This is a genomic window from Rhodococcus sp. Leaf278 (assembly GCF_001426085.1).
Classification (GTDB): domain Bacteria; phylum Actinomycetota; class Actinomycetes; order Mycobacteriales; family Mycobacteriaceae; genus Rhodococcoides.
On sequence record NZ_LMRR01000011.1, the window covers coordinates 95,264 to 120,901 of the forward strand.

The 25,638-nt window shown below is 64.1% G+C and carries 27 protein-coding genes; 18 read left to right on the top strand and 9 right to left on the bottom strand.

Features of this window, described 5'->3' with window-relative positions:
- The first annotated feature begins 3 nt into the window (after positions 1-3).
- Both ASG84_RS12510 and ASG84_RS12515 read left to right on the top strand, forming a co-directional pair.
- A complete protein-coding gene (locus ASG84_RS12510; protein ID WP_057477358.1) occupies positions 4-906 on the top strand; it encodes a LysR family transcriptional regulator in 903 nt (300 codons plus the stop codon).
- 74 nt (positions 907-980) lie between these two features.
- Positions 981-2,099: a TDT family transporter gene (locus ASG84_RS12515; RefSeq protein WP_057477437.1), complete on the top strand. Its 1,119-nt coding sequence runs from the start codon at positions 981-983 to the stop codon at positions 2,097-2,099.
- 2 nt (positions 2,100-2,101) lie between these two features.
- On the opposite strand, the gene ASG84_RS12520 is transcribed toward ASG84_RS12515, so the two are convergent.
- Positions 2,102-2,452: a VOC family protein gene (locus ASG84_RS12520; RefSeq protein WP_057477360.1), complete on the bottom strand. Its 351-nt coding sequence runs from the start codon at positions 2,450-2,452 to the stop codon at positions 2,102-2,104.
- A 157-nt stretch (positions 2,453-2,609) separates the two neighbouring features.
- On the opposite strand from ASG84_RS12520, the gene ASG84_RS12525 reads away from it, so the two are divergent.
- The 6 genes from ASG84_RS12525 (at position 2,610) to ASG84_RS12550 (ending at position 10,469) form a co-directional block, all read left to right on the top strand.
- The gene (locus ASG84_RS12525; RefSeq protein WP_057477439.1) at positions 2,610-3,632 is read left to right on the top strand and encodes an ABC transporter substrate-binding protein; all 1,023 of its coding nucleotides are present in this window, start codon (positions 2,610-2,612) and stop codon (positions 3,630-3,632) included.
- Positions 3,598-5,238: an ABC transporter permease gene (locus ASG84_RS12530; RefSeq protein WP_057477362.1), complete on the top strand. Its 1,641-nt coding sequence runs from the start codon at positions 3,598-3,600 to the stop codon at positions 5,236-5,238. Before ASG84_RS12525 ends, ASG84_RS12530 begins: the two co-directional genes overlap by 35 nt.
- A 14-nt stretch (positions 5,239-5,252) precedes the next feature.
- The gene (locus ASG84_RS12535; protein ID WP_057477363.1) at positions 5,253-6,284 is read left to right on the top strand and encodes an ABC transporter ATP-binding protein; all 1,032 of its coding nucleotides are present in this window, start codon (positions 5,253-5,255) and stop codon (positions 6,282-6,284) included.
- Between the two features lie 154 nt (positions 6,285-6,438).
- Positions 6,439-6,924 (top strand): MarR family winged helix-turn-helix transcriptional regulator, encoded by a 486-nt coding sequence (locus ASG84_RS12540; protein ID WP_057477365.1) that lies wholly within the window; start codon positions 6,439-6,441, stop codon positions 6,922-6,924.
- Between the two features lie 3 nt (positions 6,925-6,927).
- Positions 6,928-8,970, top strand: a complete 2,043-nt coding sequence (locus ASG84_RS12545; RefSeq protein ID WP_057477367.1) for an MDR family MFS transporter — start codon at positions 6,928-6,930, stop codon at positions 8,968-8,970.
- Positions 8,971-9,077: 107 nt separating this feature from the next.
- A complete protein-coding gene (locus tag ASG84_RS12550) occupies positions 9,078-10,469 on the top strand; it encodes an outer membrane protein assembly factor BamB family protein (protein ID WP_057477369.1) in 1,392 nt (463 codons plus the stop codon).
- A 32-nt stretch (positions 10,470-10,501) separates the two neighbouring features.
- Here the strand turns inward: ASG84_RS12550 and ASG84_RS12555 are convergent, their stop codons facing one another.
- Positions 10,502-12,055, bottom strand: a complete 1,554-nt coding sequence (locus ASG84_RS12555) for a succinic semialdehyde dehydrogenase (protein ID WP_057477371.1) — start codon at positions 12,053-12,055, stop codon at positions 10,502-10,504.
- Positions 12,056-12,211: 156 nt separating this feature from the next.
- On the opposite strand from ASG84_RS12555, the gene ASG84_RS12560 reads away from it, so the two are divergent.
- Together ASG84_RS12560 and ASG84_RS12565 are read left to right on the top strand one after the other, a co-directional pair.
- Entirely contained in the window at positions 12,212-13,414 is a 1,203-nt protein-coding gene (locus ASG84_RS12560; protein ID WP_235581642.1) for a lipase family protein, read from the top strand.
- A 122-nt stretch (positions 13,415-13,536) separates the two neighbouring features.
- The gene (locus tag ASG84_RS12565) at positions 13,537-14,289 is read left to right on the top strand and encodes a MerR family transcriptional regulator (RefSeq protein ID WP_057477374.1); all 753 of its coding nucleotides are present in this window, start codon (positions 13,537-13,539) and stop codon (positions 14,287-14,289) included.
- Here the strand turns inward: ASG84_RS12565 and ASG84_RS26920 are convergent.
- Both ASG84_RS26920 and ASG84_RS12570 read right to left on the bottom strand, forming a co-directional pair.
- On the bottom strand, positions 14,258-14,551 hold the full coding sequence (locus ASG84_RS26920; protein ID WP_082520952.1) for a WhiB family transcriptional regulator: 294 nt from the start codon (positions 14,549-14,551) through the stop codon (positions 14,258-14,260). The two genes, ASG84_RS12565 and ASG84_RS26920, sit on opposite strands and share 32 nt — an antisense overlap.
- A 23-nt stretch (positions 14,552-14,574) precedes the next feature.
- Entirely contained in the window at positions 14,575-15,615 is a 1,041-nt protein-coding gene (locus ASG84_RS12570) for an amidohydrolase family protein (RefSeq protein WP_235581643.1), read from the bottom strand.
- 107 nt (positions 15,616-15,722) lie between these two features.
- Between ASG84_RS12570 and ASG84_RS12575 the strand changes: the two genes are divergently transcribed.
- Both ASG84_RS12575 and rraA read left to right on the top strand, forming a co-directional pair.
- On the top strand, positions 15,723-16,106 hold the full coding sequence (locus tag ASG84_RS12575; RefSeq protein ID WP_032401464.1) for a DUF5313 family protein: 384 nt from the start codon (positions 15,723-15,725) through the stop codon (positions 16,104-16,106).
- 24 nt (positions 16,107-16,130) lie between these two features.
- Entirely contained in the window at positions 16,131-16,610 is a 480-nt protein-coding gene (gene rraA, locus ASG84_RS12580; RefSeq protein WP_057477375.1) for a ribonuclease E activity regulator RraA, read from the top strand.
- Positions 16,611-16,652: 42 nt separating this feature from the next.
- Here rraA and ASG84_RS12585 read toward each other — a convergent pair whose 3' ends face one another.
- A complete protein-coding gene (locus tag ASG84_RS12585; RefSeq protein WP_057477377.1) occupies positions 16,653-17,492 on the bottom strand; it encodes an alpha/beta fold hydrolase in 840 nt (279 codons plus the stop codon).
- 103 nt (positions 17,493-17,595) lie between these two features.
- Between ASG84_RS12585 and ASG84_RS12590 the strand changes: the two genes are divergently transcribed.
- The 4 genes from ASG84_RS12590 (at position 17,596) to ASG84_RS12605 (ending at position 20,898) form a co-directional block, all read left to right on the top strand.
- On the top strand, positions 17,596-18,156 hold the full coding sequence (locus ASG84_RS12590; RefSeq protein WP_057477378.1) for a TetR/AcrR family transcriptional regulator: 561 nt from the start codon (positions 17,596-17,598) through the stop codon (positions 18,154-18,156).
- A gap of 45 nt (positions 18,157-18,201) precedes the next feature.
- Positions 18,202-18,570 (top strand): glyoxalase superfamily protein, encoded by a 369-nt coding sequence (locus ASG84_RS12595; RefSeq protein WP_057477379.1) that lies wholly within the window; start codon positions 18,202-18,204, stop codon positions 18,568-18,570.
- 198 nt (positions 18,571-18,768) lie between these two features.
- A complete protein-coding gene (gene thrS, locus ASG84_RS12600) occupies positions 18,769-19,986 on the top strand; it encodes a threonine--tRNA ligase (RefSeq protein WP_057477442.1) in 1,218 nt (405 codons plus the stop codon).
- 177 nt (positions 19,987-20,163) lie between these two features.
- Positions 20,164-20,898, top strand: a complete 735-nt coding sequence (locus ASG84_RS12605) for a serine hydrolase domain-containing protein (protein ID WP_057477381.1) — start codon at positions 20,164-20,166, stop codon at positions 20,896-20,898.
- Here ASG84_RS12605 and ASG84_RS12610 read toward each other — a convergent pair.
- Positions 20,858-21,769, bottom strand: coding sequence for an aminotransferase class IV (locus ASG84_RS12610; protein WP_057477383.1), 912 nt, complete (start codon positions 21,767-21,769; stop codon positions 20,858-20,860). The genes ASG84_RS12605 and ASG84_RS12610 overlap by 41 nt on opposite strands.
- 64 nt (positions 21,770-21,833) lie before the next feature.
- Between ASG84_RS12610 and ASG84_RS12615 the strand changes: the two genes are divergently transcribed.
- Together ASG84_RS12615 and ASG84_RS12620 are read left to right on the top strand one after the other, a co-directional pair.
- Entirely contained in the window at positions 21,834-22,808 is a 975-nt protein-coding gene (locus ASG84_RS12615) for an aldo/keto reductase (RefSeq protein WP_057477444.1), read from the top strand.
- Positions 22,795-23,247 carry a GNAT family N-acetyltransferase gene (locus ASG84_RS12620; RefSeq protein WP_057477384.1) on the top strand — a complete coding sequence of 151 codons (453 nt, stop codon included), beginning with the start codon at positions 22,795-22,797 and terminating at the stop codon, positions 23,245-23,247. Before ASG84_RS12615 ends, ASG84_RS12620 begins: the two co-directional genes overlap by 14 nt.
- Before the next feature lie 325 nt (positions 23,248-23,572).
- On the opposite strand, the gene ASG84_RS27740 is transcribed toward ASG84_RS12620, so the two are convergent.
- The 3 genes from ASG84_RS27740 to ASG84_RS27745 form a co-directional block, all read right to left on the bottom strand.
- Entirely contained in the window at positions 23,573-23,737 is a 165-nt protein-coding gene (locus ASG84_RS27740) for a hypothetical protein (protein WP_162248333.1), read from the bottom strand.
- The gene (locus ASG84_RS12625; RefSeq protein ID WP_057477445.1) at positions 23,734-24,063 is read right to left on the bottom strand and encodes a hypothetical protein; all 330 of its coding nucleotides are present in this window, start codon (positions 24,061-24,063) and stop codon (positions 23,734-23,736) included. The genes ASG84_RS27740 and ASG84_RS12625 overlap by 4 nt, the downstream gene beginning before the upstream one ends.
- Positions 24,064-24,252: 189 nt before the next feature.
- On the bottom strand, positions 24,253-25,635 hold the full coding sequence (locus tag ASG84_RS27745) for an HNH endonuclease signature motif containing protein (protein WP_057477386.1): 1,383 nt from the start codon (positions 25,633-25,635) through the stop codon (positions 24,253-24,255).
- Positions 25,636-25,638 lie beyond the last annotated feature (3 nt).

The following is a 25,638-nucleotide window of genomic DNA, read 5'->3' on the forward strand; positions in this document are numbered from 1 at the left end:
AGTGTGCCGCTTCCCCCTCATGTTGCCGACCTCACCAGCATCGATCTGTTGCTGTCGGTGGCTGAGCTCGGCAGCATCGGGCGAGCGGGTCGGGCGCACGGCATGTCGCAGCCGGCAGCAAGTTCACGCATCCGTGCGCTGGAGCGCCGCGTCGGCGCGCCGTTACTGACACGGGGCGCACGCGGAACGGTGTTGACCGAGTTCGGCGAACTCGTCGCAAGTTGGGCCGCCCCGGTAGTTCGGTCGGCAGAAGACTTGGCGACGGCCATCGCCGCGCTGCATGCCGAACGTATCGGCCACGTTCGGATCGCCGCGAGTCAGACTGTCGCGGAATATCTTCTGCCGCGCTGGCTGGTCACGCTGCACGCGCGTCTCCCCCGGATCGTGCCGACTCTGAGCTCGGGCAACTCCACGGTGGTCGCCCAGAAAGTCCTGGCGGGCGACGCTGACATCGGTTTCATCGAAAGCCCCAGCATCCCCTCGTCTTTGGACCATTCGACCGTGGCCTCCGACGAGTTGGTACTCGTGGTGCCGCCGGGTCACGCGTGGGTCGGATCCCCTCCGTCGGCCACAGAGATCGTCGCCACCGCGCTCGTCACCCGGGAGCCGGGCTCGGGCACGCGTTCGGCCTACGAAAATGCCGTGGCAGCAGCAGGACTCGGGCAGCCGACGGCCGCCCTCCTCGAAGTCTCGTCGACCACGGCCATCAAGTCGGCCGTCGCCGCAGGAATCGGCGGTGCCGTACTCAGTTCCTTGGCCGTCGCCCCGGAGTTGGCCGCCGGAACTCTGATTCGCATTCCGATCCCAGGACTGACACTGAGCCGTGAACTGAGGGCCATCTGGCCGTCCGGTCGCGTCCCGACCGGCCCGGCCGCAGAGTTGCTGACGGTAGCAGCGAAGGCATAGTCATAACCTGGAGTTATGAGTAAGGAACAAATCGGTACCTACCGGGGATGATCCGCACCGCGCACGCTGAAGACATGACCGTGACCGTCCCCGCCCCGATCTCGACCGAGACCGCCACGCGCCGCCAAGCCTTCGAGCACATCACCCCCAACTGGTTCGCCGCAGTGATGGGGACCGGCATCGTGGCCACCGCAGCGGCCACATTGCCCGTACAGTTCCGGGCTCTGCACGTCTTCGCAGTCGCTGTCTGGATCTGTGCAGCTGCAGCGCTGGTTGTGATGAGCGGGGCCTTCGCCATGCACTGGATCGCGCATCGCGACCGGGCCGTCGCCTATGCCCGGCACCCGGTGATGATGCAGTTCTACGGTGCACCGCCGATGGCACTGCTGACCGTCGGTGCAGGTGCCGGCCTCCTCGGAGCGGATCTGCTCGGAGCCACCGCGTCGACCGCGCTGTTCGCCATCCTGTGGGCAACGGGAACGCTGGCCGGTCTGCTCACCAGCGTCGCCGTTCCGTATCGAATGATCACCGCATCCGATCACCGCGACGTCACAGCCCTCCCGGCATGGTTGATGCCCGTCGTCCCGCCGATGGTGTCGGCGTCGACGGGGGCCTTGCTACTCCCCCATGTGCCCGACGGCCAGTGGCGGCTGGCTCTGTTGTGCGCGTGTTACGCGATGTTCGGTCTGTCGTTGATCGTCGGGATGCTCACTATGACACTGATCTACGGACGTCTCCTACACGGCGGCCTGCCACCCATCGACGCAGCTCCCACCCTGTGGATCACGCTGGGACTGATAGGTCAATCGATCACTGCGGCAAACCTACTCGGCACCGATGCTTCGATGGTGTTCATCGGTTCACAGGCGTCGATCGCCGTCGGACTACATGTGTTCGGCATCGGCTACGGGCTGATCATGGGCGGCTTCGGCACGCTGATGTTCGCGCTTGCCGCCGCTCTCACCGTGCACGCGGCACGCAGGAACTTGGGATTCTCGCTGACATGGTGGTCGTTCACGTTTCCCATCGGCACCTGCGTCACCGGAGCGACTGCCCTGGGTACTGCCCTCGATTTCGGTGCCGTCCACGCCCTCGCCGTAGTGCTGTACGCGGTGCTTCTCGCAGCCTGGGTTACCGTCGCCACCCGCACCGTTCGAGGCGTGCTGCGAGGAACTTTGCTGTACCGCAACTGATCTCACATGTGAGCGAGCACGTTCACCACGTTGCCGCCCGCATCGCGGAAGAAGAATCGGCGTACGCCCCACTCCTCGTTGGTGATCTCGTAGACGATCTCGAGGTCCGCTTCCACGGCGGCCCGATAGGCCGAGTCCACGTCGTCCACCTCGATCGACGCCGACGGGTTCTCCGGCCCGGTGGGGTCGGTGGTGATCAGACTCAGCTGCGCCGAACTGTCGCCGGTCGGCGCGAGCGTCGCGATCCAACCGTGGTTCATGACGACCTCCATGCCAGTGACCTGGACATACGCGTCCAGCGTCGCATCGAGATCGGTCACCGTGAGCAGAGGCATCGCGCGCACAACGTCCATGTTCGGACTGTATCGCTCCAAAAGCCCACACGTCTCGGCGATTCGTTCACCCCTACGACACGTTCCATTCTCACAACACACGCCGGCGCGTCGGTTACGGTCGGAAGCATGAGGAACTTCCGTGTTCGATATTTCTCAGGAGAACTCTGAAGTGAAGATTGCTCGTCGCGCCGTGACCGGTGGAATCCTCGGTCTCGCAGCTGCTCTGACCCTGGCCTCGTGCTCCGAGCCTGCCGCACCCGACAGCACCGGAGGCGACGGCGGTGCCGGCGGCACCCTGACGGTGTACACGTCGGAACCGCAGGCCAAGATCGATGCGCTCAACGCCGAGTTCACCGCCGAAAATCCCGGCATCGACGTGCAGGTGTTCCGTGCCGGAACGGGCGATCTCAACGCGCGCATCGCCTCCGAACGGCAGACCGGTTCCATCGGTGCCGACGTTCTGCTCGCAGCAGACGCTCCGACGTTCGAGAAATACAAGGCCGACGACCTGCTGCTGCAGTACACACCGGCCGACGTCGATGCCCTCGATTCCAACGTCGTCGATCCCGACGGTTACTACGTCGGCACCCGCATCATCCCGACGGTCATCGCGTACAACACCGGTGCGGTCTCGCAGCCTCCGACGTCGTGGAAAGAACTGGCCGATCCCCAGTACAAGGGCAAGATCACGCTGCCCAATCCCGACGTGTCGGGCGCGGCCGCGTTCAACACAGCGGTCTGGCTCGGCCAGCCGGATCTCGGCCTTCCCTGGCTCACCGAACTCGTTGCCAACGAGCCGATCGTCGCCGAGAGCAACGGCCCCGTCGCACAGGCCGTCGCGGCCGGCACTCAACCGGTCGGAATCGTCGTCGACTACCTGGTGCGCGAGCTGGCCGAGAAGGGCTCGCCCATCGCCGCGTCGTACCCGACCGATGGCGTCCCGTACATCTCCGAGCCCGCCGGAATCTTCAAGGACTCGGCCAACCAGGAGGCTGCACAGAAGTACGTGGACTTCCTGGTCAGCAAGCGCGGTCAGGAAATTGCCGTGGAGCAGCAGTACCTGCCGGTCCGGTCCGACGTGGGCACGCCGGAGGGCGCACCCGCGCTCGACGACATCGAACTGCTGAACCCGGACCTCGACACGATCACCGCCTCGCAACCCGATGCCGTCGCCACGTTCAACGATCTTCTTGGCTGACCGAGTCACCTGGGTACGCGCCTGCCTGTGGCTGGCCGTCATAGCTCTGATCGGCGCACCGTTGGCCGCCGTTGTATCGATCGGTCTGGGCGGCAACCATATCCAGGAGCTGCTCGACGGCGGAATCGCCTCGGCTGCGGCCAACAGCGTCGTATCTGCAGGCCTGTCGGCGGCCGCGGCGGTGGCGATCGCGACCATCATGGCCCTAGTTCTCGATCGCACCGATCTGCCCGGACGCTCGGTACTACGTCTGATTCTGCTCAGCCCATTGCTGATTCCGCCGTTCGTGGGCGCGATCGCTTGGACGGGCCTGCTCGGACCGAGCGGAATGATCAACTCGTACTGGGACGAGACGTTCGGCGGCGGACCCCTGTGGAACATCTACGGCGGCGACGGCGTGATCTTCCTACTGACCGTCCACTCGTATCCGCTTGCGTACCTCATTATTTCGGCAGCCCTGCGCCGAATACCGGGTGATTTGGAACAGGCAGCACGAATCACCGGCGCATCGCCGTGGCGCGCCATGCGCGACGTGACCCTGCCGTTGCTCCGGCCGGCTCTGCTGGCATCGCTCACGTTGACTGCGGTGTCCAACCTCGCCGACTTCGGCATCCCGGCGCTCATCGGATTGCCCGAGCGGTACGTGACTCTCTCCACCATGGTCTATCGATACATCCAGTCGGGCACCGTGGATCGACCGCTCGAGGTCGTCTCCACCATCGGTATCGGACTCCTCGGCTTGGCCGTCGTTGCGGTAGCACTGGATCGGATACTGGGCCGTCGCTCCGTTCAGCTCGACGGCGCGGTTACGGAGCGCCAACTACTTCCGCTGGGGCGCAGTCGAATTCCAGCGGGTATTGCTGCATGGGTCCTCGGCCTCGTCCTCACGGTTCTGCCGATCCTGGCATTGGCCACCCAAGCACTGCTTCCGGCCCCCGGCGTTCCGCTCACCTGGGACAACCTCACCCTTGCCAGCATCGACAGCGCCGTCACCGCACCGGGAACCCTGGTGGGCATTCAGAATTCGGCGACCCTGGCACTCGGGGCGGCACTCGTGTGCGGCTTCCTCGGCCTGGCCATCGGTGTACTGACCACGCGCACCCGATCCCGCGACAACGTCGGCCTCGATCTGGCAGCAATGTTGCCGCAGGCCATTCCTGGCCTGGTGATAGCAGTGGGATGGTTGATCATCGGCCGCTACACCGGGCTGTTCGACACCAAGTGGGTCATCCTGTGCGCCTACGTCATGGCGTTCCTCGCAATCGTCGTGCAAGCAGTACGAGCGCCACTGAGTTCCACTCCGACAGCCCTCGAAGAAGTCGCCAGGTCCTCCGGTGCGTCACATCTTCGTTCGCTGTGGGACGTGCCGTGGAAGATGGCGATTCCCGCCGCAGTCACCGGAGCCGTACTCGTTGCCCTCACGGCAGTACGCGAGCTGACCATGTCGGTCCTGCTCGTCGCCCCCGGCACTCAGACCCTCGGCGTATCCATCTTCAACCTGCAGCAGGCCGGCGACTACAACGCCGCCTCCGCCCTGTCCCTACTCGTCGCGCTCGTCGGATTCGCAGGTCTGGGCCTGGTGGCCTCCACCCGAGTCGGACGCTGAGAAAAAGGTATCCGATGTCTGCCATCACGATCGAGAATCTCGGCCTCCGATACCCCGACGGCACAGTCGGTTTGGACGGTATAGACCTCGCCGTCGCCGACGGTGAGTTCGTTGCACTCGTCGGGCCGTCGGGTTCGGGTAAGACCACACTGTTGCGGACCGTCGCCGGCTTCCTGACGCCTACCGCGGGCTCGATCGCAATCGGATCCGATATCGTTGCGAGCGAACGCCTCTCGACGCCACCCGAGTCACGCAAGCTGGGCATGGTGTTCCAACAGCACGCGTTGTGGCCGCACCGATCTGTCGGCCGCAACGTGTCGTACCCTCTCGAACTGGCAGGCGTCGCGAAATCCGAACGTGCGAAGAAGGTATCCGACGTTCTCGAGCTCGTCGGGTTGCCGGGGCTCGAGAAGCGGGACCCGGCGACACTGTCCGGTGGCCAGCGGCAACGCGTCGCGCTCGCGCGTGCTCTGGTCTCGTCACCGCGGGCACTGCTCCTCGACGAAGCCCTGTCGGCGTTGGACGAGCCTCTTCGCGATCGCCTTCGCCTCGAGCTTCGGGCGCTGACACGGGCAGCCGGATTGACCGTCGTACACGTCACCCACGATCGCACCGAGGCACTCGCCCTCGCAGACCGAGTGGTGGTTCTCGATCAGGGCACCATCGCGCAGATCGGGACCCCGGAGGACGTCGTGCGTGCCCCCGAATCGGCGTTCGTCGCCCGTTTCCTGTCCGACGCCACCCTCGTCGACGGCGCTGTCGCGGACGGCACCTTCACTTCGGGCTCCCTCACGCTGACCGCCGACGGCACAGGTCCCGGGACGCTCGCAATCCTGCCGACCGACATAGACATCGTGGCCGGGTCCATGGACGGCACCGGCGACATCAGCGGCACCGTCACCTCCTCGCTGTTCGGGCGCGACGCGAGCGACGTACTGATCCACTGCGGCGACGTCGACTTCCGCTGCTCGACGCGTGGTCGGCGGCCCGAGGTGGGCGAGACGGTCGGCTTGTCCGTGCGCCGCTCGTTCTTCTACGCGCACTAGCCACCTTCTACGCGCACTGGGCGGCACCCTCGACCGCGAATCGATCCGGCTCCAGCACTGTGACCCACCAGACAGGAATATTGTTTGCTTAGCGCATGTATGTATATATATGGTTGCAGACAGCAAGTAAATCGAACTCAGCGTTGGAGTACTCATGGCAGTTCAATCCACGACAGCGGAATCGCTCGTCGAAGAGGTCTTCCTCTTCGGGCGCACGCTGAAGCGGGCCGTGACCACCGGAGTCGAGGATTCACCGTTGCCGCAGGCGCTGACCGGAGTTCTGGCCATCCTCGCGACCGAGGGTGAATGCAGACAGACCGACCTCGCCAGCAGGCTCTGCGTCAGCCAGTCCGCCCTCAGCCGGCAGATCGCGGACCTCGTCGACCTCGGCTACATCGATCGTCATCCCGATCCGGACGACAGAAGAGCGTCTCGGGTCTGCGTGTCGGACGACGGCCAGGCTCGACTGAAACAGATTTGGGACAGGCGAGCTCGTCGCCTGGCAGAGATGTTGAGCGAGTGGAGTGAAACCGAGGCACTCGATGCTCTCGATTCCATCCGCAAGCTCAACGACACGTTCACCGAAGACGCCCACGCCCAGCACCAGGACGTGGCCCGCATTGAATTGATTGCGAGATAAGACATGACCACAACAGCGGAGAATCCGCCAAATCAGGCAGTCGTCGATCCCGATGCGATGTCGCACCGCCAGATCCTCGAAGCCCTCACCGGTCTGCTGGCCGCGCTGTTCACCGCGCTGCTGAGCACCACCATCGTCTCGACCGCACTCCCGACCATCATCGGTGACCTGCAGGGCTCGCAGACCGCGTACGCCTGGGTCATCACCACCGCGCTCCTGGCCAACGCCGCGTCGACGCCCATCTGGGGCAAGCTCGCCGACCTGTTCAACAAGAAGGTCCTGGTTCAGAGCGCGATCGTCATCTTCGTCGCGGGTTCGTTGATCGCCGGCTTTGCGCACAACGTTCCGCTGCTGCTCGCCGCTCGCGTGGTGCAGGGTATCGGCATGGGTGGTTTGACGGCACTCGTCATCGCCATCATCGGCACCATCGTCTCCCCGCGTGATCGCGGTCGCTACTCGGGTTACACCGGCGCAGTCATGGCCGTGTCGATGTCCGGTGGCCCCATTCTGGGCGGCGTCATCGTGGACAGCCCCCTCGGCTGGCGCTGGTGCTTCTTCGTCTGCGTGCCGCTCGCTGTCATCGCACTCGGCCTGCTGCAGAAGACGCTGCACATCAAGACCGTCCGCAAGGACAACGTCTCCATCGACTGGCTCGGCGCGCTTCTGCTCACTGCAGGCGTTTCCGTTCTCCTCGTGTGGGTTTCGTTCGCCGGCAAGGCCGACTACTACGACTGGATCTCCCGTGAGACCGCCTACCTCGTCGGCGGCGGCGTCGCTCTGCTCATCCTGACGGTCATCGTCGAGGCTCGGCACAAGTCGCCGATCATCCCGCTCAAGATCGTCACCGAGCGCACCACCGGCCTCGCCATCGTCGCATCCATCGCCGTCGGCGTCGGCCTCTTCGGAGCCACCACCTTCCTCGGCCAGTACTTCCAGACCGCTCGCGGCTACACCCCCACCGAGGCCGGATTGCTCTCCATCCCACTGGTGTTCGGCATGCTCGTCGCCTCCGTGGGCTCCGGTCAGCTCATCACCAAGTTCGGTAAGTGGAAGCCGTTCATCGTGACCGGTTCCGTTCTGCTGGTCGTCGGATTCCTGCTCCTGGGCACCATCGATCACGCCACCAGCCTGGTCACGGTCGGCATCTTCATCACCATCGTCGGCCTCGGTACGGGCATGCTGATGCAGAATCTCGTTCTGGCAGTGCAGAACACGGTCAGCGTGCAGAACGTCGGTGCAGCATCGTCGACGGTTGCCTTCTTCCGTACCTTCGGCGGCGCGATCGGCGTCTCGGTTCTCGGTTCGCTGCTCGCAACCCGGGTCGCCGAGAAGTCGGCATCCGGCCTGGCTCAGCTCGGCGTGGACAGCTCGGCCAGCGGCGGTGGGTCACTGGACCTCACCGCTCTGCCCGAACCGATCGTCAATGTCATCCGCACCGCCTACGGTGATGCGACCGGACGAATCTTCATGATCGCCGGCTTCGTAGCCATCGTCACCCTGATCGCAGTGATCTTCATCCCGAATCGCCCACTGCGACAGACGATCGACATTGCCTCCACCCCCGCACAGGGTCCCGTCACCGATCTCGACAAGCCCGAACTCGAGAGCAGCGCCCAGCAGCCCGAGCGTGGGGAGCAGCTCGCCGAGATCCCGTCCTTCGGGGCGACTCAGGATTACGTCGGAGCGGAGTACGGAAACGAGCGTCGCTTCGAGCGTCGCAACGAGGGCCGGCACGAAGCCCAGCCCGGCCAGCGTCCCTTCGACGGTCTGAGCACCGATGCCCGTGATCGACTGCTCGCGCTGCTGTTGCCGCAGCCCGAGGACACGCTGACCGCACTCGACGAGGCCGAGGCCATTCGCGCCGAGGTAATCGAGCTACAGCAGGAGCTCGACGCCAAGATGCTCGACTTCGACGCAGTGTGCGAGCGACTCCGCCGACTCGGACTCAGCGAGCAGCAGGTGGCTCGAGTGTTGGGAGACAACCACATTCCCGACAGTCGCAATCACTACGCGAATGCCGGACTGAACGGCCACAGCGTCAACTAGGTCCGACACCCACGAGAGATTCCCCGCACCCCATCAGGAGTGCGGGGAATTTTCGTTCTCTATGCTGACAGAGCAGACCGCCCACCTTTTTCCCGGGAGCACCTTCCATGACACGTCGTCTCCAGTTCGCCGCGGCGGTCCTGGCAGCGTCACTTGCCTGTGCATCGTGTGCAACAGAGAAGCAACCGCCTCCTCCGGGCACCCCGGTCGACGGTGCCACCGGAGCAGCACCCGGTCTGGGATGGACACTCTCGCCCTCGGACCTCGACGTGCCGGACGGACAGTTCCGCGATCCCGTGCGAGGCAGCCGGACCGATTCGATGCAATCCGGTTCCATCACCGACGGGTCCACCGTCGTCACCCTCCTCGGCCGTCCGAACGGACGAGAGTACGTGGACGCCAGCCTGGTTGGCCTCGACATAGCCGACGGGGCGGAGCGCTGGCGTGTTCCCGCGGACGATGTCATCGGTTGCGGCGAGGAATTCGTCGACGGACAGATCGTCTGCTATCGCGGCTCGGGTTCCGAAATCCTCACTGTCGACGGTGAATCCGGAGAATCGACGACGCGGGACGCAGCATTCCCCATCACGAATCTGACGACGGCCGGCGGCCATGTCTACACCTCGCATGCGGCGGCCGATGGGGATGACAAGCCGACGGTATCGCGCGGCACCGCGGACGATCTTGACGCGGACTGGTCGGTGCAGTTCGATTCGGCGAACCCGCAGTCGGTCTCCACACTGCACACGGAGAACGGAATCGGACTGTTCGACGACGATCATGGCCTGTTCGCCTTCGACCTCGACACCGGCGACAACCTCTGGTCCAGAACAGCTCCCGACTGCGCTCGGTCCGGAACCGCCTCGCTCGACGGCAGAGTACGGGTGACACGGACCGACTGCTCCGACCCCAGCTCAATCACGGGTTCGGAGGTGGTGAACACCGATGGGTCCGTACTTGCGGCAACAGATTCCGTCACCGTGCAGCAGCCCACGTTCGATGCGCCGTCGGAAGCCGACCCCGTGTTGCTCGGTACCGGCGGCTACCTGCCGCCGAATCCCGATCCGGTGTGGACCAACGACGATCTGGTCTGGGCTGTTCCGGCAGACATCTCGGGACCCGCCGCAAGGTTCCTGGAAACGAACGGACTCGCCTACGCCGTCGCCGGTTCGGTGGCACTGCTCCGCAACAACGACACGGCCACCGAATCCGGAATCGATCTCGACACCGGCAGCGTTCTGTGGAGTCGCGAGGCCGGGAGATTCGCGGAGGTCGGCGCACTGGACGGCGACGTCGCCACTCTCTTCGGTCCCGAGGTACTTCGAGGCATCGACGTCAGAACCGGAAACACGGTGTGGGACATACCCACGACTGCACTCGACGACGAGGGAATCGATCTGCAGTCGTGGCCGATGTTCGATCGAGTCGGTGCCGACTCGATCGACACCGACTCGATCTACTGCAGGGCCCTGAGCATCTCGATCCTACGAAAGACGTAGAAACTCCCCCGTCATCGACACTGTGGGCCTGTCTAACGGCCCGGGATGTACTTCAGTGCCTTGACGAACGGCGGCATGATCTTCGCCCACAGCTTCGGCGGAAGTCCGCGTGGTCCACCGAGATTGAGCAGACGCGTGGTCGCGATGGTCTGCGATTCCGTGTACTTGAGCAAGCCCTCGGTGCCGTGCCTGCGGCCCATTCCGGACACGCCCATCCCGCCCATCGGCGCGCCGGTGGTTCCCCACGTCGGCGCGTAGCCCTCGTCGACGTTCACGGTGCCCGAATGCAGCCGCGCCGCAATGGCTTCGCCCTGCGCCTTGGTCTTGGCCCACACACTGGCGTTGAGTCCGTACTCGGTGTCGTTGGCCTTCTCGATCGCCTCGTCGACGTCGGCGACGGGGTAGATCGACACCAGTGGCCCGAAGGTCTCCGTTGCCGCGCACTCCATGTCCTCGGTGACATTCGCCAGCAGGGTGGGCTCGTAGAACAGCGGGCCGATGTCCGGACGGGCGTTGCCGCCCGCGACCACGGTCGCACCCTTGACCTTCGCGTCGTCGACGTGTGCCGAGACGGTTTTGATCTGGTCCTCGGAGATGAGGCTGCCCATCTCGATGCCGAACTCGTAATCGGCTCCGAGGGTCATCTTGCGCACTCGCTCGCCGAATTTCTCGGTGAACTCCGTGGCGATCGACTTCTCGACGTAGATGCGTTCGATCGAGATGCAGAGCTGACCGGAGTTGGAGAAGCAGGCGCGCACGGCCGCGTCGGACACCTCCCGCAGGTTGGCTCCCTTGGCGACGATCATGGCGTTCTTGCCGCCGAGCTCGGCGGAGAAACCGATGAGGCGACGCCCCGCCTGCTCGGCCAGCAGCTGGCCGGTGGCCGTGGAGCCGGTGAACATGACGTACTCGGTGTTCTCGACCAAGGCGGTTCCCACTACCGAACCCGGACCGGGCACCACGGCGAACAGATCGCGCGGCAGACCGGCCTTGTAGAGCAGTTCGACGCACGCGAGAGCGCAGTACGGCGTCTGGCTGTCGGGCTTGAGGACAACTCCGTTGCCCGCCAGCAGCGCCGGGATGGCGTCGGATACCGCGAGGGTCATCGGGTAGTTCCACGGGGAGATGATCCCGACGATGCCCTTCGGCTGGTACCGAATGCGCGTCTTGGTCAGCACCGGCAGCATGCCGGTGACCTTCTTCGGTGACAGCAGCTTCGCGGCGGTGCGCGCGTAGTGCCGCGCGGTCATCGCGATGTCGAGAACTTCCTCGAGGGCCGCGGCTCGAGACTTGCCGGTCTCGGCCTGTGCCATGTCCATCAGCTCGTCGCGGTGGGCAAGTACCAGGTCGCGGTAGCGGTGGAAGATCTCGGCACGTTCGGACACGGGTCGCTTGGCCCATGCGGCCTGAGCTGCACGAGCGCGTGCAATCGCTGCCGTCGCATCGGCCGCGGTACCGACCGGGATGGTCGCCAGCTCCTTACCGGTGAACACCTCGGTGATCGTCTTGGTCGGCCGCGATTCGGCGTCGGGAATGGCGATGAGATCAGCGAGCCGAGAGAAGGTCGCAGTGGACGGAGCAGGCATTTTTGCATCCCTACTGATGAGTAGTGTTTCGAGTAACAGACAACCTACCTGGTCTTCGGCTCAGTTCACAGGGCCGAATTCCCCGAACCCTGTGGCACGATGGGCGGTGGTCTACTCCGACGTCGGGGCGTTCGGAAGCAACAGGGTGGGGAATCCATGCGCAAGGCACTAGTTCTGGCCGGAGCAGCAGCATTGATGCTGTCGTTCACAGGGTCGGCCCAGGCCGATCCACTACAGGACTTCATCTCGCCGCCGAGCGATCCGGCTGCGTATCTCCCCACCTCACTCGGTGATCCATGGTTCGATCCGCCTGCCGGATACGAGAGTCTCCAGCCGGGAACAGTGCTCAACCGACGAGATGTCGCGGTGACGCCCGGGGCGTCCTCGGTGCAGTTGCTGTTTCGCTCGACCGACTCCAAGAACATGCCCATCGCGGCGACGACGACGGTACTGACTCCCAACGCGCCGTGGACCGGAGGCGGTGACCGGCCCGTCATCGCCTACAACGAGGCAACGGATTCGCTCGGAAACACGTGCGCGCCGTCGTACACCCTCCCGCGGGGCAACAACAAGGAGATCGACCAGGTACGCATCCTGCTCGATCGCGGCTACACAGTGGTCGTCACCGACTATCAAGGCCCCCGGCAGGCCTACTCGGCCGGTCTCGTTTCCGGACACACCGTGCTCGACGGCCTCCGTGCCTCCCGAAGTGCCGGTGTGAGCTCGGATGCGCCGATCGGCATCACCGGCTATTCCGGCGGTGCTATCGCCTCGGGCTGGGCGGCGCAGTTGGCACCCGAGTACGCACCCGAGCTGAACATCGCAGGCGTTGCGTTCGGCGGCCCGCCGACCGACTACAAGATTCTGCAGACCTCGTTGAACGGCCAGATCGGATCGGGCTTGTTCACCGCGGCGACGATCGGACTGTCGCGGGAGTACCCCGAGATGCGGCAGCTCGCCAACGACAACGGCAAGCGACTGGCTCTGGCGCAGAAGGATCAGTGCGTAGATGTGTTGTCGTACACCGGACTACTGCTGTTGGACCAGCGAAACCTCAGCGTCCCTGGCGTCTTCGAGCATCCGATCACCAGGGCCATCGTCGAAGAGAACCGCATGGGCCAGACGAAGCCGGAGGCACCGGTGTACATCTATCAGGGCCTGCAGGACTTCCTCATTCCCAAGGAAGGTGCCGAGGCCGTGCAGGACCAGTGGTGCGCGGCCGGCGCGTCGGTGCATCTCGAGTTGGTCCCCGGCGACCACACCCTTGCCCAGTCCAACGGCCGTCCCGGCGCTTACGATTGGCTCGCGCAGCGCCTCGCCGGCGTGCCGACCTCCGGCTGCGAACGCGTGGTTCGCTAGGAGTGGAGCCTGCGGAACGACCCGGGGAGGGCCAGAGGCTTGACCCTCACGCCACGGGAGGCAGCACAGTGTCCTTCGTGAGTGATTCTTCCGCACACAGTTCTGTCGACGTCCGGGCCGGCATGCAAGTCGGCGCGGTCTCGAAGTTGGTGGGTGTCAGCGTCAGAACGCTGCACCACTACGACGAGATCGCGCTGGTGGTGCCGTCGGGAAGAACCCCCAAGGGCTACCGGACGTATTCGTCGGCCGATGTCGAGCGGTTGCATCAGGTACTGACCTACCGCGAACTCGGGTTTCCGCTCGAGGTCATTGCAGCGTTGCTCGATGATCCGGCGGTCGACGCGATGGCGCATCTACGTCGGCAGCGCGACTTGCTGAACGAGCGGATCGATCACTTGCACGCAATGGCTGCGGCCGTGGACAAGATGATGGAGGCGAAGAAGATGGGTATGCAACTGACTCCCGAGGAGCAGCGCGAGATATTCGGCGACAACTGGCCCGGTGAGGAGTACGCCGAGGAAGCCGAGCAACGCTGGGGCGAGACCGAGGAGTGGAAGCAGTCGCAGCAGCGGACGGCGTCGTTCACCAAGGACGATTGGAAGGCCGTCAAGGAAGAGACGGACCTACTGGAAGCGGATCTCGCGGCCGCGATGCAGCGCGGTGTGTCGCCTGATTCAGCCGAGGCCGGGGAACTGGCCGAGCGTCATCGGGCATCGATCGAGCGGTACTACGACTGCGGTTACGAGATGCAGGTGAACCTGGCGGAGATGTATATCGCCGACGAGCGATTTGCCAAGCACTACAACGGTATTGCCTCAGGCTTGGCGCAGTACCTTCGCGACGTCATCGTTGCGAACGCCGCTCGGCAGGGTTGACGCGAGCCATCGCGGACCGCTCGTGTGCGGTCGATCCACCCCAGACGCCATGCTTTTCGTCCGTGTCGAGTGCGTGTTGCAGGCAGCGCACGACCACAGGGCATCGGTTGCACACGAGCTTGGCCTGTCGCTCCAGGCTTCTCAGCGAATATCCCCGAAGCCCCAGGGGCGGGTAGAACATCGAGACCGGCATGGAGCGGCAGGCGGCATTCATCTGCCAATCCCAGTGCTCTGAAAAAGGCTGCAGTGCTTGTGGTTTCATCGTCAACGCCCACTTCCTTCGAATCAGAGATTGAGCAGTCGACGGGCATTGTCGGAGGTGGTCGCGCGCCAGTTGGCAAGGCCACCGTTCGCGGCACCGGCGTCGAGGGATCGCAGTTGCTCCTGTACTCCGGTGATCGGTGTGAAGCAGTAGTCGCTGCCGTACACCAAGCGATCAGGTCCGACGGTGGACAACAGCGCGGGCAGCTGCCGCGGGACCGGCGTGCCGGCGAGGTCGAACCACAAGCGCTGCAGTACATCCGGTGTCGTCGGCGTGCCCAGGCCGACTTGCGTCCGGAAGAAGTCGACCCGATCCGCCAGTAGCGGCAGTACACCGCCGCCGTGCGTGAACACCCAACGGATGTTCGGGAATCGGTCGACCACGCCCAACAGAATCAGGTCTACGACGGTTCGTGCTGTGTCGAAGAGGAATTCGATCATCGGAGCCGGACGTCCGAGAGCCACCGCTGCAGAATTCGGCGGCGAGGTGGGATGCACGAACACCACTGCCGATCGCGCATCCAACGCGGCGAGCAGTGGTGTCAGCAACGCGTTGCCCAGGTACATGCCGCCCGCATTCGACATCACCGTCACGCCGTCGGCACCGAGCTGATCGAGCGCCCGAATAGCCTCGACCGTCGCGTCGACGACATTCGGAAGGGGCAGCGACGCAAAGAATCCGAGACGCGACTGCCCCTCGACAACGCCGGCACCGAAGTCGTTGACGCGTCGGGCCAGATCGGCAGCCTTGCCGTCGTCGCCGAAATGCACTCCGGGCGACGAGACGGACAGAATCGCGCTGTCGATGCCGCAGCCGTCCATCATCTGTAGGTGTTCGCGCACCGACCAGCTCGGCCACTTCGGCATGCCGTCGGGAAATGCGATGCCCGACGCGAGGGCTTCCCTGAGATAGAAGTCCGGAACCATGTGCGAATGGACGTCGATCACCCCGCCGATGCCTGGAGTGGGCGACGCCGATGCCGATGCCGACGTCATCGCCGACAGGGCGGCACCGGAGATCGACGCGGCACCGAGCGCTCCGAGCAGGGTTCTGCGATCGATCACAGTCGAAGTCCTTCAGTCGGCATCCGTAACTGACGCTATCGTCACATATGAGATAAACCGCAGTCAACGGTGACTTGTACCAACTCTCGTGGGACTAGCATTGCGCGATGACGACCGAACGTACGACGCCCACCCCGCTGCAGTTTCTGGGCTATTCGTTCGGACGAACCCTGCCCGAGTCGATGCAGGATTGGGTTCGTAAGGATCTCGTGGGCAACGGTGCCCAGGTCCGCTACATTGCCCGTTTCATCGTGCCGATCATTCCGCTACTGCTGTTGTTCCTGCTGATTCCGGGTCCGCTGTGGATGTCGCTCGCAATGATGTCGTTGTTGTTCATCCCGCTGGTGTACTTCTCGATTGCGCTGATGAACGTCTACCGGCGGCATCGCCTGCTGATCCACGGCCTGGACCCGCAATTGATCAACGCCAAAGCTCAGAGCCGCGTCGACCGCACTCGCGACGACTACGAACGGCGTCACGGCCGCGGGTGACGAGCGAGCGATAGTCTGTGCCGCATGACTTCACCTGTGGAATTCAAGGCAACAGCTGATCTGGCCGACGAGATCGGTCCGGATATCCGCAGCTGCGACACCCAGTTCATCCAGTTCGGCAAGCACACCGAGTTCGCGGGACCCATCACCACCATCCGCTGCTTCCAGGACAATCTTCTGGTCAAGCAAACGCTCAGCGAGCCCGGGAACGGTGGCGTTCTAGTGGTCGACGGCGATGCCAGTGTGCACACCGCGCTCGTGGGCGACATCATCGCCGGCCGCGGTGTCAGCAACGGTTGGGCGGGCGTCATCGTCAACGGTGCAGTGCGCGACTCCGCGATACTGCGCACACTCGACATCGGCGTCAAAGCGCTGGGAACCAACCCGCGCAAGAGCACGCAGACCGGCTCGGGTGAGAAGAACGTGCCGGTCAGCTTCGGCGGCGTGACATTCAACCCGGGCGAGATCGTCTACAGCGACCACGACGGCGTCGTCGCGGTCTAGCCACGAACGGCGGCAGGCTGTGATGCCTGCCGCCGTCGGCTCCTACTTCACGAACGCGAGTAGCGCGTCGTTCACTTCCTGGAAGTGCGTCCACAGCAGTCCGTGTGGTGCGCCCTCGACCTCGACGTACGTGGCCTCGGGGAACGCCTCGTGGAACGGACGTCCCGTCGAATCGATCGGCAGAATGTTGTCCGCGGTTCCGTGCAGGATCAGCGTGGGCTTGCCGGATTCACGAACCTTCGCAACATCCGCGCGGAAGTCCTCGAGCCAGGTGGGTACGACGGCGTAGGCCGCCACCGGTGCGCTGGCTGCGGCGGTGGCGAAGTTCGCCCGCACCGTGGCCTCGCTGATGCGGCTGCCGAGGTTCTCGTCGAGGTTGTAAAAATCCTTGTAGAAGTTCTCGAACCAGGCGAAGCGATCTTCGCGAGCAGCGGACTCGATACCGTCGAACACCGACTGCGGAACGCCGGTGGGGTTGTCGTCGGTCTGGAGCAGGAACGGCTCGAGGGATGCGAGAAACGCGAACTTGGCGACACGATCGGTGCCGTACTTCGCGGCGTACCGAGCCAATTCGCCTGTGCCCATGGAGAACCCGACCAAGATGACGTCGGTGAGATCCAGTTCGGTCAGCACTTTGTTCAGGTCGGCAGCGAAGGTGTCGTAGTCGTAACCGACGGTGGGCTTGCTCGACTGCCCGAACCCACGACGGTCGTAGGTGATGACGCGATATCCGGCGTCCAGCAAGGCCCGCGACTGACGTTCCCAGGAGTTGCCGTCGAGCGGGTAGCCGTGGATGAGCACGACGGGTTGGCCGGTGCCGTGATCCTCGTAGTAGACCTCGACGGGGGTGGAGTTCTCGGTTCCGACGTTGATGTACGCCATGATCCTGCCTTCCTGTGTCCTGGACATCGAGCGGGAGAACGGTCGTTCTCTCCGCATGTGGACTACTGTAGAGAACGTTGGTTCTCTCGGCAAGGGGTAAGCGATGACCAGTACGGAAATCGGACGGGCACAGCTGGTGAACGCCGCGGACGAATTGTTCTACGCGCGGGGCATCCAGGCAGTCGGTATGGACGAGTTGCGCGCCAAGGCCGGCATCTCCCTCAAGAGGCTGTACACGCTCTTTCCCTCGAAAACCGCCATCGTCGCCGAGGTTCTTCGCGGTCGTACCCAGCAGTGGAACGACGGCATCCACGCCGAAGCCGCCGCGCACGAGTCGCCTCGAGAAAAACTTCTGTCGATCTTCGACTTCCTGGACCACTGGTTTCGCCAGGACAACTTTCGCGGGTGCGCCTTCATCAACTCGTTCGGCGAACTCGGTGCCACCATGCCCGAAGTCGCCGACGCCGCGCATCAGCACAAGAAGAGTTTCATCGAGTACGTCACCGCACTGGCCGTCGAAGCCGGATGCGAGCCGACGGTAGGACTGCAGATCGCCTTGCTCGCCGAAGGTGCGCAAACCACTGCGGCCATCACCGAACTGGCCGAATCTGCCTCTGCAGCAAAGAGTGCGGCCGAGGTGCTTCTGGATTCGAGCGGACGGTAGCGCAACCCTGGTGCGGGCGGCGCTCGACATGCCACACTCGACGTCATGAAGGCTTTCGGCTCAGCAGTCCCGATTCTCCGCATCTTCGACGACGTCGAAGCGCGTACGTTCTATCTGGACTATCTGGGCTTTTCGGTCGAATGGGAGCATCGATTCGAACCGGATCTTCCTCTCTACATACGCATTTCACGCGGGGACTGCACCCTGGATCTCTCCCAGCACTACGGCGATGGCACTCCGGGAACATCGGTGTGGATACCGATCCCGGACGTCACGTCCTTCAATGCCGAACTGCTGCAGAAGAACAACCCACGCAGTCGACCAGGAATCGATCACGACGCACCGGGCGGTCCGACCATGACAGTGACAGACCCGTTCTCGAACAACCTCCGCTTCTGCCAGGTCGATCGCTGACAGCTCTTGCCAGCCGTCGCTCGAGCGTTGTACCGTCGAATCCATGATGCACCTGCAGCCACTGACGACGACGCCGGTTTTCTTCCGGCGTCCGAAGTAGGCCTGCAAAGCCCCTGTTTCGACGAACCCCGGGAGTTGTTCCCGGGGTTTCTGCATATCTGGGCACTTCTTCTGGGCCACAGCAGAAGTGGAGTACCCATGAAGTCCGACCACAGCCAGCTCGGTCGCGAGTTGGATCTGTTTGCAACCAGCCCGGCCATCGGTGCCGGTCTACCGGTGTGGCTGCCCGACGGCGCAATCATTCGAGCGGAGTTGGAAAAGCTGGCGGCCGAGGAATCGGCTCGATCGGGATGTCTCGGCGTCTACACCCCCGTCCTGGCCAAACGCTCACTGTTCGAGAGATCCGGGCACTGGGACAAATTCTCGGCCGATATGTTCCCGCCGATGCGCATCGGGGGCGAGGAATACGTTCTGCGACCGGCCAATTGCCCGCATCACACCCAGGTCTTCGCGGCACGTGGGCGCAGCTTTCGTGACCTTCCGTTTCGCGTATCCGAGCTGGGCTCGATGTTCCGCAGCGAACTGTCCGGCGTGCTGGGTGGTTTGACCCGCGTTCGGCAGATCTCCCTCGACGACGCACACGTGTTCTGCAGCCCGGATCAGGTTGGAGACGAAGTGCGACTGGCACTCGCCTCCATCGAAAGGTGTTACCGCGTATTGGGACTCCTTCCCTCGTTCAGGCTCTCGGTTCGTGGCGAGAGTGGACGCTATCTCGGCGACGTCGCGCAATGGAGTCCCGCCGAGAGTCAGCTACGGACGGCACTGGGAGATCGTGAGTTCACTGTCGGCAAAGGTGACGCTGCGTTCTACGGACCGAAGATCGATGTGCAGGTCTCCGGTCATCGGGACACTGTGTCGACCGTCCAGATCGATTTCAATCAACCGGAGCGGTTCGCCCTCGAATACACCGGATCCGACGGTGAGAAACACCGACCGGTGATGATTCATCGCGGTGTCCTGGGATCGATGGAACGACTGACCGCCATGCTCGTCGAACGTTACGAAGGGCGAATGCCACCGTGGCTCGCACCGCGGCAGGTGGCCGTCATTTCGGTGAGCAGTTCGCACGTGCAGGCGGCACGGGACCTGCTCGCCCGTCTGCACGAAGCATCGGTTCGTGCCCACATCCTCGGGAAAGGTTCACTGGGGGCACGTATTCGGAGTGCGCGACTTCATCGCGACCCGTACATCGCCGTCATCGGTGATCGGGAGCGGGACAGCAATTCTGTTGCAGTGTCGCTTCCCGCACTGAACGCGAAGGCCGTGCTGGACATCGACGTGTTCGTCGACACAGTGAAACGCGATATACGCACTCGCGCTCTCCTTCCCAGTATCCCGGACATGGAGAATCACTGACATTCGACACGGAAATTCTCGGTCGGACGTCGATAGCGTCGAGGACATGAGCAAGCCCTCGCCGCGCTCACCGTCTCGACGTCCTTACTGGTCAGCGGATGTTCGTCGTCCGATGAGCCGTCGACAGTCCAGGCGACCACTACGACGACGTCTAGGGGGAGCATCAGAACCGACGACGTGCACGCTGCCCTGGACGCGTTGGGCGACGCCGGATCCGTCGCCGCTGTTGCGCAGGTACGCGACGGCGAAAGCTCGTGGTCGGGGGCGGCCGGTCTGGTCGAACGCGGTGCTACCGAGCCTGCTTCGGCCGACGATCCGGTTCGCATTGCCAGCGTCACCAAGGCGATGGTTGCTGCCGTGGTGCTGCAGCTCGTGGACGAAGGCACAATGCAACTCGACCAGCCGGTCGACGAGCTGCTGCCCGGCCTGCTTACCAAGCCTGTGACCGTTCGCCAGCTGCTCGATCACACCAGTGGGATACCCGATTACCTGGTTGGATTCGACTCTGCAGACCAGATCTCCTCGCGCGCAACCACCGCCGTCACCGATGACCAGTTGATCGCACAGGCCTTGGCGATGCCCTGGACAAGTGAACCCGGTCAGGGGTTCAGCTACTCGAACACCAATTACGTCGTACTGGGAAAGATCGTGGCAGATCTCGATGGAAAGTCGGTCGGACAGTCGTTGCAGGACAGGATCTTCGATCCACTCGACATGACCGCCACCACCTATCCAGTTCTCCAGCCCCGACGGAGGCCGTCAGGTATCGCTGGCCTGGACCACGGCCGCGCCGAATCCCGCCACCGACCCACTCGAGCAGCCGGCCACCGAGGCCCTGATCGCCGGACTCGCGTCGACCTGCCCTGCGTAGCTAGAGGGTGGTCACCCAACCATGCACTTCGTCGCTGGTGAGCGCAGCCTGGTGACGCTTACGCAGAGTGAGCGTCACCGGACCCAACTCCTTGGTTCCTATTGCGCGACCGTCGATTTCGTACACCGGGGCAACTCCGGCCGAGGTGCCGCAGACGAACACCTCGTCGGCGATGTACAGCTCGGTGAGGTCGACGGTGCGTTCCTGAACCGTCAGCCCTTCTTCGCGCGCCAAGGTCAGGAGCGTTCGACGGTTGATGCCGTCGAGAATGTCGCTGGTGACGTCGGGGGTGACCAGCACGCCGTTCCGGACCAGGAAGATGTTCGCGGCACTCAGCTCGCAGACATGGCCGTTGATGTCGAGGAAGATGCAGTCGTCGAAACCGCTGTCGATCGCATCCTGCTTCGCCAGAACGGAATTGACGTAGGCACCGTTCACCTTGGCGCGCGACGGGATGGCGTTGTCCGGGATACGCCGCCACACACTGGTCTTCAGGCGCATCCCGTTCTGCGGCACAATGGGATTGGCGTCGTACAGAAAGATGGACACCGTGGTGTGCAGCCCCCGCACCCGAGTTCCGGGGATCGATTCGTCCACATGGACGGTAGCCCGAACGTAGACCTCGTTCGTCGGAGCATTGGCAGCGACCACGTCGCGCGTCACCTGTACGAATCGCTCGAACGTCCACTGCGAGGAAAACGTGTCGATGCCGATGATCTTGCAGGACTCGACGAGTCGTCGGTAGTGATCGAGCAACCGGAAGGCGGTGCGCCGATCACCGTCCACCTGCACGGGGAACACCGTGTAGACACTGAGCCCGTACAGGACGGCCGAGGTTGCGACTCCGAGCGTCGCCTCCTGCGCGTCCATCAAACTATCGCCGAAATACACCTTCGAGTGCGGAAGAGCCATGCGGCGATGCTAGTCGCCCGGTGAGTCCGAGCGACAACGCTTTTACTTCTCTATGGTCGAGTACATGAGCGAACGCACAGTACCGACCCGAACTCTCTGGAACGACGGCCCCGAGGTGGGTGCCATCGGCTTGGGCTGCATGGGAATGACCTGGGCATACAAGGCCGACGACCAGACGGAGTCCCCCGATCGCGTCATAGGTCACGCCTTGGACCTGGGTGTGAATTTCATCGATACTGCCGATGTGTACGGCCCGTTCACCAACGAGGAGGTCGTCGGCAAGGCCATCGGCAGCCGACGAGACGAGGTGATCCTTGCGACCAAAGGCGGTCTCGTTTCCCACGTCGGCGACGCCGGAGAGCCGGTCATTTCGGGCCCCAACGGCAAGCCCGAACACCTCCGTTCGGCGATCGACGATTCGCTGCGCCGCCTCGGCGTCGACCACATCGATCTGTACTACCTGCACCGTCCCGATCCAGAGGTGGACGTCGAAGACAGCATCGGCGCGATGGCCGAGGCCGTGCAGGCCGGAAAGGTTCGTGCACTCGGTGTCTCGGAGTTCACCGTCGAGCAGCTCGACCGAGCCCAGCAGGTGCATCCGATTTCTGCAGTGCAGTCGGAACTGTCCCTGTGGACTCGCGATCACCTCGCTACGTCGCTGAAGTGGACGCAGGACAACGGTGCGGGATTTGTGCCGTTCTCACCGCTGGGCCGCGGCTTCCTGACCGGCAACTTTCGCGGAACAGCGCCCGCTGCAGACGATTTCCGAGCTCGGCTGCCACGCTTCAGCCAGGACAACCTCGACGCGAACCTCGTGATCGTCGACGCCATCGCAGCCGTCGCCGACGAGCTGGGGGCGACTCCGGCGCAGGTGGCCTTGGCCTGGGTTTTGGCGCAGGGCGAGCACGTGGTCCCGATTCCCGGTACCCGTCGCACCTCGCGTCTGGACGAGAACGCGGGCGCGGCTTCGCTGGTGTTGGGCGCGGAGCACCTCGCCACACTCGATGCTCTGCCGGCACCCGCCGGTGGTCGCTATTGAGGTAGTTCGCGTCGACCCTGCCGCCGATCCGGGCCTCGCCGAGCAGATCCTCGCGGTACAGAGGAGTTCTTATGCAGTCGAAGCGAGGCTGATCGGCGACGACCGAATACCTTTGCTGCACGAGTCGGTGGACGATCTGTGTGCTGCACAGGTCCACTGGCTCGTCGCGCGTGAGGGTGACGAAATCCTCGGTGCCGCAGCGTGGTCCGGGTCCGAGATCGACCGCCTGGTGGTGGCTCCGCACGCTCACCGCCAGGGCATCGGACGCAGGCTGATCACGGGCATCCTGGATTCGATTGTGGGACAACGTATACAGGTGGCTACCGGGCGGGACAACGCGCCTGCTCGCCGCATGTACGAATCCCTCGGCTTCGTGCACACAGAAAATCAGCAGGTCCTGCCGGGGTTGTGGCTGGCCCGCTACGAACTCGCGCGCTGATCGTTATCGGAGTTACGTGGGCGGGCGACGAACCACATCAGCGCGCCGGAGATTGGCATGAGCAAGACGAGGAGACACCACCAGAACGCGGAACCGCGACGAGCCTGATTGCGGCACAATGGGATTGCTACCGTCAACAGTTCCCGCCCCCTTCGCGCTGCGATCGGCACCGACGGGGTGCAGGGCAGCGGAGTTCGAATCGTGTACGCCCGCAGGGTGGCCCGGTCCTCCGCGCGCCGATGGTCTGTCCCGGGGCAACGGAGAAGGCCCGCCTCCGGTGTGTCGGGGTACGGGCCTTGTCGGTTCTGCGGGCTGTGAGCCTGTGTCAGGGCTGTTCGGCCGGTGGTGTGGCGGGGCGCCCTTCGGCAGCGTCGCGGATCCACTGGGGTACCTCGAGGCCGTCTCGTTCGTACAACGCGACTGATGCCCGTGCTGCGGCCCGCGCTACCTGTGGTCGGGCGGCGGTAATGCGCTTCTCGGTGGTGGTCATCGGGGGTCCTCCTGCTCGTTCTGCTTGTCAGTGTCCTCGGTTTGTGCCGGTGACGCCAGTGCTCGCCACAACGCCCGAGTCGCGACAGCACGCAGCACGTCTCGTTCGGTTCTGGTGATAAGCGGCGAGTCGGTCACCGGTGTGTAGATGTCCCAGCCAAGGGCGGCTTCGGCCTCGTTCTCGCTGGTGGTGCGTTCGAGGCACCAGGTGATCCGCTGCCAGGCTTGAGCGCGTTTGTCGGCCAAGGTGCGTTGGCGGACGGTCAGGGCGACGCCGACGACGGCGAGGACTCCGACGATCAGGGTGACCCATGCTTGTGCGGGCATCAGGGGCATTCCTTTCAGGTGGTCGGGCGTGCCCGGGTGCCGTCAGGCATCGGGACGAGTGGTTACCGGCGTGAAGTTCCGCGAACAATGTCACCTTCGACGTAGGCGAATCCGTCTCCACGGCCGTCGCGGAGCCGCCGCCATGTACCGACGACAGGCAGGGCTGTGCCGTGGTGCTGGTGTGGGTCGTCATGCGGGTTGTCGTGGTTCCTCGTCGCCGATGTCGTCGTGCTGTTCGGGCGGGTACAGCACTTCCTCGGGATGGTGTGCGTGATTGATCAGCCCGCGGCGCTTGGGGTCCATTCCCGATGGTGGGTGCCAGAGGGTGCGGCCCGGATAGCGATGTCCTGCTCCGGTTTTGGTGGTCGCCCATTTTCCTGGTCCGGTACCGACGAGGGCGTGGTGCATGTCGCAGCCGAAGGTGAGGGCGTCGATGTCGGTGGGCCCGCCCTCGACCCAGTCGTCGACGTGATGGGACTGGCACCAGGTCGCCGGGCGGGTGCAGGAGGGGAAGCTGCAGCCGCGGTCGCGGGCGATGAGCACGATGCGTTGGTCGGCGGAGGCGATGCGTTTGGATCGGCCGAGGTAGAGGGCTCTGCCGTGGTCGTCGAAGATGGTCAGGTAGTGGCGGGCGTGGGAGGCCATGCGGATCGCGTCGCGGATCGAGACGCGGGATCCGGTGCCGGTCATGGCGTAGCCGCAGCCCGATTCGACGTCTTTCAAGCTCATGGTGACGATGGCGGTGACGGGCAGTCCTCGGTGGGTACCGAGGGTGCCGGAGGCGAGGGTGTGCCGCAGTGCCATTTTCAGGGCGTCGTGGCGGCGTTCGTTCTGGGTGCGTCGATCCCGGGCAGCGGTAGCGTCGCGTGCAGCAGTGTGGGTGTCGGTATCGGTATCGGAATCGAATCCGTCGGGGTCGTCGTCGGTCTCGGCTGCGTCGGTTGTGTCGCCTGGTTCGGCACTGCCGTCAGCTGCAGCTGTGCCGTCGGGTGCTGTGCCGCAACCACAGTCGGCACCGTCACTGCAGTGGTCACCGTCACCGCAATCGTCGTCGCCGCAGTCGTTGTCGCCGTCGTAGTCCGTCTCATCCCACAGACCTTCATCACTGGCGCCGGCATCGCTGCAGTCTGCACCGTGGGTGGTCGGCTCGGGCTTCGGCGCTGTGGCACTGCCGTTCTCGCCGTATTCGTCGTCGTGGACGACCGATGTCGGGTCGGCAGGATTGTTGACGCCCGGTTTCGCGGCTTTGGAGAACAGGGCCTCGAGGTAGGCGCGTAGTTCGGAATCGACGCAGAACTTCCCGTCCGACATCCCGTCGGCACCCTGCTCACCGAGGTAGAAGAACGCATCCCGACGCTTCTTCGGCTTTGGCTTACCGTTCTCGTTCTCGTCCTCGTCCTCGTCCTCGTCGTAGTCGCCGTCGGGGCTGAGGATCGAATCCAAATGAGCCACCAACGGCGCGAAGTCGTCGGGACGTCGGGTGCAGGCGTAGCCCACCAATTGCTGTTCGGCGAGATCACGGGTCTGCGGATCCACACTGGCCGGCAAGTGCTTGAAGAATTCGCGGATCATCTN